Raw genomic sequence first — 8,651 nt, forward strand, 5'->3', positions numbered from 1 at the left:
GCGTCGCCGACGTCGTTGACGACCACGGACGCCCCGAGCGAGGCCAGAAGTCGGGCATGTGCGCGTCCCATTCCTGCACCGGCCCCGGTGACGATGGCAACCTTGCCGTCAAATTGATGCGAACTCATTTCGATTTCAGACCTCACTCTTCGAGAAATATTGATGATGGTCGATCGACCGGCAGGCGATGAACCGGCTCGATCGTAAATCAGCGTGCAGTGATGCGGGGCCGGAGGGTATGCGGCCGCTGCTGAACTGCAATTCCTGGGACTGCGACGGGCTGCGTGATGGATGTGCGTGAGGTCGTTGTCGACGATCGACGACGAAGTGCGCTATACGGCGAAACCCGAAGTGGCTCAATCGATAATCGAAAGCAGCTCGACGTGGGTATGCCGTTCGAACGGCGTACCGGCGACGAGGCGTACGCTCAGGACGGCAGACGCCGGATATGGCTCGAATCTCGTGGTGTGGCACACGTCGCCATCACCAAGTCACAGATGTCATCTCGATGGATCTGCGGCAGCGCCCGCCCATACCGTGATCGCCGAGTTGCTCGCAGCCGGATGGCACCGGATCAGCTGCGGTGACGCTCCCGGGCCCCCCGACTGGGCGGTCGTCGACATCCGGCCGAAAGGTAAGCGGTGTGTGTCTGGGCGGTTCGCGACAACGCATTCATAACCTCCTCCCGGTCGGGTCGATCTCGGACGCGAAAACGCACTCACCGCATGTAATACGTCGTTGACACGGCGCAGCTCGGCGTTCTCCTTCGTCAGACGCCGGTTCTCCTCGAGCAACGACGTCGACGGCCGGTCATCGCGCTCTCGGTGATCGGCCACAGCCTGGCGGATGATCTACCCTCCCGGTCAACGGATGAGGGCACGATCTGCGCAGGACTCGGATGTCCTGGGTCGTGGAGTGCTCACCGCCCGCCGCTACCACCGGCGCCGGTCCAGTCGCCGATCCCGATCTGAAGTGGTCGCCGTGCTTCTTGCACGCCACCGTCGAACTGGCAGAGGTCACGGGTCTGCCCGATGGCCGACCCGCTAGCTCGCACTAGAGTCAGTCTGTTCAGCGGACGAGTGTGGATGCGCAGGCTCAGGATCCTCGCGTGATGTCGTCGCTCAATCGGCACCCCTTCTGGCTATTTAAAGACATATGGTTGCAAAATGGAGAAGGCTTGTTAGTTCTAGTTGGTGAAAGCCTTCGTGGTGCGGTGCCTGTGGAGGCTTGTTGATGCTGGCGGCGGCCGGAGATGGCGGGTGGGTTCCGGTCCCTGTCGTTGATCGTTGCCGCGCACGCAGGGGCGGTCTCGGCGTGAACGATCGCTCTCGATTGGTGTGTGGCGTGGTTCGGGTGTCGGAAAGTGGTGGACATTGTGTCTCATTCGTTTATACTCTCGTTCCGAGAACGAACGTTCACCCAATCGGGGGTGAGTGGGTCGGATTCGGGACATGCGACCGTGATCGTCGTCTAGCGCAAGATGTAGGGAGAAGAGTGAACACCAACGCACCCGTCATTGACCTGGTCTCGTCGGAGGACGATGTCAGCTTGCGTCAGGTCGTGGCAGACGTGGGCAAGAAATTCGACCACGAGTACTTCATGGCCAGGACCAAGGCGGGCGAGCCGGTCACCGAGCTGTGGCAGGCGCTCGCGGAACTGGGCTTCCTGGGGATCAGCCTGCCAGAGGAGTACGGCGGTGGCGGTGGAACGTTGTGGCAGCTGGCGATCGTGGCCGAGGAGCTGGCGGCGGTCGGGTGTCCCCTGCAGCCGCTGGTCTACTCGCAGTCGATCGCCGGAAGTATCCTCGCTAGGTACGGCACGGATGAGCAGAAGGAGCGCTGGCTGCGTGGCCTCGCTGCGGGGACGCTCAAGTTTTCCTTCGCGCTGACGGAGTCGAACTCGGGGTCGAACTCGCAGGGTATCGCGACCAGCGCCCGGGTGGAGGGCGGGAACTACGTGCTCTCAGGTGTGAAGACCTTCATCTCCGGGGTCGATGATGCGGATGCAATTCTCGTCGTCGCGCGCACCGGTACGGACGAGCGCACCAACAAGGGGCAGCTCTCGCTGTTCATCGTCGACGCGCATGCGCCGGGACTGACTCGCCAACCGATTCCCACGGCCTTGCAGGCGCCGGACCGGCAATGGACATTGTTCCTCGAGGATGTGGAGCTCGGTCCGGATCGGCTGGTCGGGGAGTTGCATCGTGGATTCAGGGCTGTCTTCGACGGCCTGAATCCTGAACGCGTCCTCGGAGCCGCATTCAGTGTCGGCATCGGTCGTTACGCGCTGGACAAGGCTTCGCGCTACGTCAAGGAGCGGGCGGTCTGGGGTGTGCCCATCGGCACACACCAAGCGGTGGCGCATCCCATGGCGCAAGCGAAGGTGGAGTTGGAAGCTGCTCGGCTCATGTTGGAGAAGGCGGCCAGGTTGTACGACGCCGGCCTGCAGGCCGGAGAGTCCGCCAACATGGCCAAGTTCCTCGCAGCGGAGGCCAGTGTGCATTGTCTCGACAGTGCCATTCAGGTGCACGGCGGCAACGGCTTCGCCCTAGAGTACGGCCTGACCGACATGTGGTGGCTGGCGCGGTTGCTTCAGGTTGCACCCGTCTCCCGTGAAATGGTACTCAATTTCGTAGCCGAGCACTCCCTGGGTCTGCCCAAGTCGTACTGACCTGTCCCCGTATTCGTGAGACCGCAGGTGTGGGCGAGCGCGGGAGTCATTCGGTGGCGGTACCGGGATCCATTTGTCCCGAGGGCTTTCAGCCCTCGGGACAAAGCAATTGTGAGCCGAAGTGGATTGTGTCGGGTCTGCGCAGGCGGGTGCTTTCAGTGTCTGGATGCTGGTGCGAAAGTTACTGCGCGGGCGTGTTTCTTCCCCACCGGATGACGTCGGATGCGAATGCCCTCAAGCGTATTGATGACTCTGGATCCGGAGCGCTCTATTCCTTACCGAACCGTTGACTCCCTGATTTGAGTCAAGTATTCTCAAAATAAACGACAGCTTGGTCCGGTTCTCAGGGCGGGCATCCTGTCCGCGCATCACCGAGAGACATTCTGGGAGCAAGTGAGATGGACACGAGTACGCACCGACCGGTTGCCTCGACGAGCGAGGGAGGCGTAAGGCCTGTTCCGGATCTCCGAGGTTCGGTCTTTCCGGAGCTTGTCGATCGGATGCGCGACTTCCAGGACCTGCTGGCCGGTGCGAAGATCTCCCCGGCGCACGCACGGGAGTTGGCTGGAGTCCTGGAGTTCCAGTCGGCTCGGCTGGCCGCAGTCCAGGTGAGTGAGGGTGAACAGGACTTCGCCAATCTCCCAGATCACCCGACTCGCGGCCAGTCGTTGACGCCGAGGTTCGAGGTTGTGGAACGTGATCACCACAGCCTTAGAGCCGAGATCCGTTTCGGGCGTTTCTATCTGGGGATCGCAGCCGTGCACGGTGGGGCAATCCCGCTGATTTTCGACGAGTTGCTGGGAACCTTGGCGTCCTGGGAACGTCCTGCGGCACGCACGGCGTACCTCAATGTCTCTTATCGCTCGATCACGCCGATCGACACGCCATTGACCCTGGAGGCAGCGTTCACCGCCGAGTCCGGACGCAAGCGATACCTGAGGGGTAGCATCCGCGACGGCGAAACGCTCTGCGTGGAAGCGGAAGCTCTGTTCATCGAAACGAAACACTGAGTCGCGTTCCGGGCTGGAGCGCTCTCAAATCACCGACCCGAAAGAGATATGAGCCAATGGGAATTCTGGACGACCAGTCCGTCGTCATCACGGGCGGGGGCCAGGGGCTGGGTAGAAGTTATGCGCTCGCAGCTGCTGCGTCGGGGGCGGCCGTCGTGGTCAACGATGTCAATCCCGAAGGAGCGCAGGCTGTCGTGTCGGAGATCGTGGATCGAGGCGGGAGAGCCGTCGCCCACGTCGGATCGGTCGCAGATTGGGACACTGCTCAGGCTCTCGTCGAGTTGTGCGTCGACGAATTCGGCGCGGTCGATGCGGTGGTCAACAATGCGGCAATCATGCACATGGGCAACCTTCTCGAAGATCGCGAGGAGGATTACCGACGCCTCGTCGAGACGAACCTGCTCGGAACGGCGTTCGTCGGGACTCACGCCGCCCGTGCCATGGTTCGGCTCGGTGGTGGCCGAATTGTCAACGTCACCTCCACGGCCCACCTCGGGCGCGCACGCACGAGCGCATACGCTGCGACCAAGGGTGGGGTGTCCTCACTGACGTACGGCTGGGCCGTGGACCTGGCTAAACATGGTGTCTACGTGAACGCCATCGCGCCCAGTGCCCAGACCCCCATGCTAACCGAGAATCCCATCCCTGGAATCGATTACACCGAACTTCCCGTCCCCGACGAGGTGGCACCACTCGCGGTGTACCTGATGAGCGACCGGGTCCGATTCACCGGACAGGTCCTACGACTGGAGAAGCACGACCTCAAGGTGATGAACCTGGCCGCCTTCCCCGACAACGGGGTGACGCGCGAGACCTGGTCGCCGGAGGACATCGATCGTGCTCTCAACGAAATCGTCAACTGACGGGTCAGCGGTCGAGCGAGCGAACAGGAGCTCGGCGTCGGCGACCGCCACCCAACCCGCACAACTCCGGAAGGACGAGTAATGACTAATCATCTAGATAGGCCCAAGGCATTTCACGCCAGTACGCTGGCAGAGGCATTTCAGCTCACCGTGCGGGAGTTCCCCGAGCAGATTGCCTTCAACGCACAGGACGAACTGCCGCCGCTGACATGGTCGGAATACGCCGAGGAGGTCCGAACCGCGGCAGGGGTGCTTCGCGCACTGGGCCTCCGGCGCGGCGACACGATCGCGGTGATGTTCACTTCACGACGCGAGTTCCACTTCGTGGACTCGGCTGCGCTTCATCTCGGGATCACCTGTTTCTCGCTATACAACAGTGCCTCCCTCGACGCGATGCGTTTCGTGTTGGAGAACTCCGGTGCGAGAGCTGTGATCACGGAGGCGGCGTTCTTCGATCGGGCACTCGAACTCGATTCTCTCGTCGAGATGGTCGTGCTGATGTCCACCGACGAGCATTCGCTGCTCGACTGGGCCACCTTGGTCGAGCGGGCCGATCCGAGTCTCGACCTCGCTGCTGCCGCCGCCGAGGTCTCGCCCGACGAGGTCGTCACGCTCGTCTACACCGCAGGCACCACCGGCACGCCGAAGGGCGTGGAGCTCACCCACTCAAACATCACCTTCGCCATGCGGACGCTCGCCGATCGCATGGAGATCCCTGCTGGCGCGAATCAACTCTCGTTCCTGCCGATGGCACACGCGATGGCCCGCATGATGGATCACTACGTCGCCATGATGCTGGGCTTCAGCATCAGCGTCTGCGGCGATCCCGCGCGTGTTCTCGACGGTCTCGTCGCTGCGCGCCCGAGCTTCTTCGCCTCGACCCCCCGAGTGTGGGAGAAGTTGCGCACCAACATTCTCGATGCGGCGAACGACGACGTCGACGAGAGCCGCCGGGCGCAGTTCCGCCGGGTAATCGACTTGGGGATCGAACGGGTCCGTGCCGAACAGCAAGCGTTCGCCGCGGGACTCGATCGGCCGGACTCGACAACCACGCCGGAGGACGCGGCGCTGCTGAGCCACCTCAAGCGGCAGGTCGGGCTCGATCGCATCGTGTCCGCCATCGTCGGTGGCGCGCCCGTCGAGTCGGAGATGGTCGAGTTCTTCCATGCCATCGGGGTTCCGGTCGGCGAGGCATTCGGGATGAGTGAGTCCTCGGCAGTCTGCACCGCGAACCCGCCGTCGCGGGTTAGATTCGGAACCGTCGGGCCGCCGCTCGACGGTGTCACGGTGCGACTCGCCGACGACGGTGAGATCCTCTTCAAGGGTGCCAACGTTATGAGTGGCTACCGCGGGATGCCCGAGCGCACCGCTGAGGCGATCGATGCCGACGGGTGGCTCCACACCGGCGACGTCGCACAGATCGAGGAGGACGGGTACCTGCGCATCGTCGACCGCAAGAAGGACATCATCATCAATGCGGCCGGCAAGAACATGTCGCCGACCCTCATCCAGAGTGAACTCACCAGAGCGACTCGCCTCGTCAATCACGCGGTTGCCGTGGGGGACCGGCGCCCGTACAACGTGGCACTCCTGGTCCTGGACCCAGAGGAGCTTCGGCGATTCGCAGTCGGAAAGGGCCTGTCCGCGCACCGCGTTGCCGAGCTGATTCACCATCCCGAGGTGGTGGCAGAACTCGATGCAGCCGTTGCCGCAGCCAACGCCAATCTGTCTCGCCCGGAACAGATCAAACGGTACCGAGTGCTCGAGCAGGACTGGGTCCCGGGTGGTGACGAGCTCACGCCGACACTCAAGCTCAAGCGAGGTGCCGTCGTGAACAAATACGCCACGATCATCGATGCGCTCTACAAGAATGCATAGAGTGCGGGTCGGGTCGGTTCGGTGAGTATGCACCCCGAGTCACGTCGGCGGACCCACGATCTTTGCCGAGGACTTCGTGGTCGGTCAGCGGATCGGACTGGGATCCTGGTACCTGAGTGGGGACGAGATCATCGAGTTCGCGAGCAAGTGGGATCCGTTCCCGTTTCACCTCGACAGAGAGGTTGCTGCAGTATCGGAATTCGGTGGCCTGGTGGCCAGTGGCGCGCACGTGCTGGCGATCTCCAGGTCCTTCAGTTCCGGGCAGTGCTCGGTGCCACGGAAATGATGGCCGGACTGGGCTTTCGCGAGATGCGCTTGAGTTCGCCGGCTTGAGCCGGCGACACGTTGACGGGCTCCATGGTGCCGCTCGAGGTTCGGCTACGGTCGGACGGCCGGGCAGTGGTCCGGTGGCACGGTGCGATCGACATGGGGTCGACACGCGTCCTCACGATCGACGCGGCTGCGCTCGTTCGACAGCGGTACGCGGACGTCCGGAAGTGACCGCTCCTTCAATCAGTCAGTGAGGTTCAGCGAATGAACAGTAGTGATGTCGGATCCGAGCCGATTCTTGTCGATCGATCCGATGGGATCTGTGTGGTGACGCTCAACCGGCCATCGGTGGGCAACGCGATCACGGCCGCGATGTTTCAGCGTTTGCGGGAGGTCTTCGACGAGATCGAGGCCGACGACAATATCCGAGTTGCAGTGTTGACCGGGGCGGGCGCAGACGTATTCTGCGCCGGGGGTGACCTCAGGGAACTCATTCCGACGCTGACCACCGGGGACCTGAGCGCGGTCATCCCCGATCCCTCCAAGCGGATCCTCTCGGAGGTGTACACGCCGATCATCGCAGCGGTGAACGGTGCCTGCATCGCGGGTGGGATGGAACTCCTGCTGGGTACCGATGTCCGGATCGCCGCGGAGCACGCCACCTTCCGGACCCCCGAGGCCACGCTCGGCCTGGTTGGTGCCCAAGGAACGGTGACGCGGCTCGCGCACCAGATTCCCTGGGCGATCGCGATGGAGTTGCTGCTCATGGGTAGTCCGATCGACGCACACCGCGCGGCTCAGGCCGGTTTGGTCAATCGGGTGGTCCCGGCTGCTGACCTGCAGGTGGAGGCGTTGCGTGTCGCCGAGAGGATCTGCGCCTCGGGACCGCTCGCCGTCCGGGCGACCAAGGAGATCGTCATGAAGGCGGCCGCGATGGAGCGTCCGTTCATGATCGAGGCCGAACTGGCCGCGCGCGTCTTCGCCAGCGAGGATGCGGCGGAGGGTCCCCGGTCCTTCGTGGAGCGACGTACCCCACGATTTATGGGGCGGTAGTGACTTGTCAGGCAACCTTGGCCGGGTACTCGGTCCACGAACGGATCGGTGAGTCTGGTGCGAACGTGATCTTCGGTTCGACGTGAGCATCGCGCCACCGCATGTAGGTGGCGATCGCGGAGTTCTGTTCGGCGTGATTGCGATGGTCGGTCCCGTTCAACGCGAAGTACCGCAGCGCCGCGAACTCGGACTCGATCCAGTTCAGCCACGACCCGTACGTGGGTAGGAACACCAACTCCACGTCATTGGATGCGGGCCAGTCGCCGACCGAGGGGTGTCGGTGCGGGGAGAAGTTGTCGAGCACCACATACAGCTTTTCCCCGGGCCAGCGGGACCGCATCGCCTTGAGCTGGTGGAGGAACTCGCGGGAGCGTTTGCGTGGCCGGATGCGGTAATACATTCTGCCGCTGGGCAAGGCGAGTGCGGCGAGCATGTGCATCACACCGTCGTGGCGGAAATACGTCGCGCGTTGGCGGTGTGCGCCAGCAACTTGTCCTTGCTGGGCTTCGGGTTCAGAGGGCCGAACTCGTCGACGCAGACCACCCGCCCATCTTCCGGTGAATTGTCGTACAGGTCCAAGATCGCGTGAATCTGGCAACAAAGTCCGGATCAGTGGACGCCTTCCACGTGGTGGTGGTGGCCTGCCAGGTGACCTTGCCGCGCGGGATCCGGCGCAGCGTTTCCCGATTGATCGCCGGCACCGCCTTCCTGGCGATCAGATGCTCGGTGAGCGTGGACAGGCTCCACGTGGAGAACGCGGTGGTGTTCCAGTCAGCAGGGACGTCCTGGCGATCAGGCAGATATTCTCGCGGTTCTGCTCACCGATCGTCCTAGAGCGTGTCTGCCAAATATTGGCGGTTGGATGCTCGAGACTGTCCCCGTGTTGCGTGCCAACGAGATTTCCGAT

Annotated in this window: 9 protein-coding genes and 1 pseudogene; 7 read left to right on the forward strand and 3 right to left on the reverse strand. The window is 63.0% G+C overall.

What is annotated here, in order from left to right; genetic code table 11:
• The coding region (locus MLGJGCBP_RS11800; protein WP_160093679.1) for an SDR family NAD(P)-dependent oxidoreductase at window positions 1-128 on the reverse strand (128 nt) is incomplete at its 3' end.
• 50 nt (window positions 129-178) lie between these two features.
• Here MLGJGCBP_RS11800 and MLGJGCBP_RS51655 point away from each other — a divergent pair.
• The 7 genes and pseudogenes from MLGJGCBP_RS51655 to MLGJGCBP_RS11830 form a co-directional block, all read left to right on the forward strand.
• Window positions 179-642 (forward strand): annotated as a pseudogene (locus MLGJGCBP_RS51655) (IS701 family transposase); the annotation flags it as partial.
• Window positions 643-1,515: 873 nt separating this feature from the next.
• Entirely contained in the window at window positions 1,516-2,670 is a 1,155-nt protein-coding gene (locus tag MLGJGCBP_RS11805) for an acyl-CoA dehydrogenase family protein (RefSeq protein WP_201453040.1), read from the forward strand.
• A gap of 500 nt (window positions 2,671-3,170) precedes the next feature.
• On the forward strand, window positions 3,171-3,680 hold the full coding sequence (locus tag MLGJGCBP_RS11810) for a PaaI family thioesterase (RefSeq protein WP_160095746.1): 510 nt from the start codon (window positions 3,171-3,173) through the stop codon (window positions 3,678-3,680).
• A gap of 56 nt (window positions 3,681-3,736) precedes the next feature.
• Window positions 3,737-4,543 carry an SDR family NAD(P)-dependent oxidoreductase gene (locus MLGJGCBP_RS11815; protein ID WP_160095748.1) on the forward strand — a complete coding sequence of 269 codons (807 nt, stop codon included), beginning with the start codon at window positions 3,737-3,739 and terminating at the stop codon, window positions 4,541-4,543.
• A gap of 81 nt (window positions 4,544-4,624) precedes the next feature.
• Window positions 4,625-6,421, forward strand: a complete 1,797-nt coding sequence (locus tag MLGJGCBP_RS11820) for an AMP-dependent synthetase/ligase (RefSeq protein ID WP_160095750.1) — start codon at window positions 4,625-4,627, stop codon at window positions 6,419-6,421.
• 76 nt (window positions 6,422-6,497) lie between these two features.
• Window positions 6,498-6,707, forward strand: a complete 210-nt coding sequence (locus MLGJGCBP_RS54265; protein ID WP_160095752.1) for a MaoC/PaaZ C-terminal domain-containing protein — start codon at window positions 6,498-6,500, stop codon at window positions 6,705-6,707.
• 248 nt (window positions 6,708-6,955) lie between these two features.
• Window positions 6,956-7,744 (forward strand): enoyl-CoA hydratase/isomerase family protein, encoded by a 789-nt coding sequence (locus tag MLGJGCBP_RS11830; RefSeq protein WP_160095754.1) that lies wholly within the window; start codon window positions 6,956-6,958, stop codon window positions 7,742-7,744.
• A gap of 7 nt (window positions 7,745-7,751) precedes the next feature.
• On the opposite strand, the gene MLGJGCBP_RS50470 is transcribed toward MLGJGCBP_RS11830, so the two are convergent.
• Both MLGJGCBP_RS50470 and MLGJGCBP_RS50475 read right to left on the reverse strand, forming a co-directional pair.
• Window positions 7,752-8,177, reverse strand: a complete 426-nt coding sequence (locus tag MLGJGCBP_RS50470; protein WP_201453038.1) for a transposase — start codon at window positions 8,175-8,177, stop codon at window positions 7,752-7,754.
• A 5-nt stretch (window positions 8,178-8,182) separates the two neighbouring features.
• Entirely contained in the window at window positions 8,183-8,323 is a 141-nt protein-coding gene (locus MLGJGCBP_RS50475; RefSeq protein ID WP_201453039.1) for a hypothetical protein, read from the reverse strand.
• Window positions 8,324-8,651 lie beyond the last annotated feature (328 nt).

Source organism: Rhodococcus sp. T7, from assembly GCF_009872365.1.
In the GTDB taxonomy this organism is placed as follows: Bacteria; Actinomycetota; Actinomycetes; order Mycobacteriales; family Mycobacteriaceae; genus Rhodococcus_F.

Excerpts from the sequence above, each read along its gene's own strand:
- MLGJGCBP_RS11830 (WP_160095754.1), top strand. The coding sequence starts at position 6,956 with ATGAACAGTAGTGATGTCGGATCCGAGCCGATTCTTGTCGATCGATCC.
- MLGJGCBP_RS50470 (WP_201453038.1), bottom strand. The coding sequence starts at position 8,177 with ATGCTCGCCGCACTCGCCTTGCCCAGCGGCAGAATGTATTACCGCATC.
- MLGJGCBP_RS11810 (WP_160095746.1), top strand. The coding sequence starts at position 3,171 with ATGCGCGACTTCCAGGACCTGCTGGCCGGTGCGAAGATCTCCCCGGCG.
- MLGJGCBP_RS11815 (WP_160095748.1), top strand. The coding sequence starts at position 3,737 with ATGGGAATTCTGGACGACCAGTCCGTCGTCATCACGGGCGGGGGCCAG.
- MLGJGCBP_RS11820 (WP_160095750.1), top strand. The coding sequence starts at position 4,625 with ATGACTAATCATCTAGATAGGCCCAAGGCATTTCACGCCAGTACGCTG.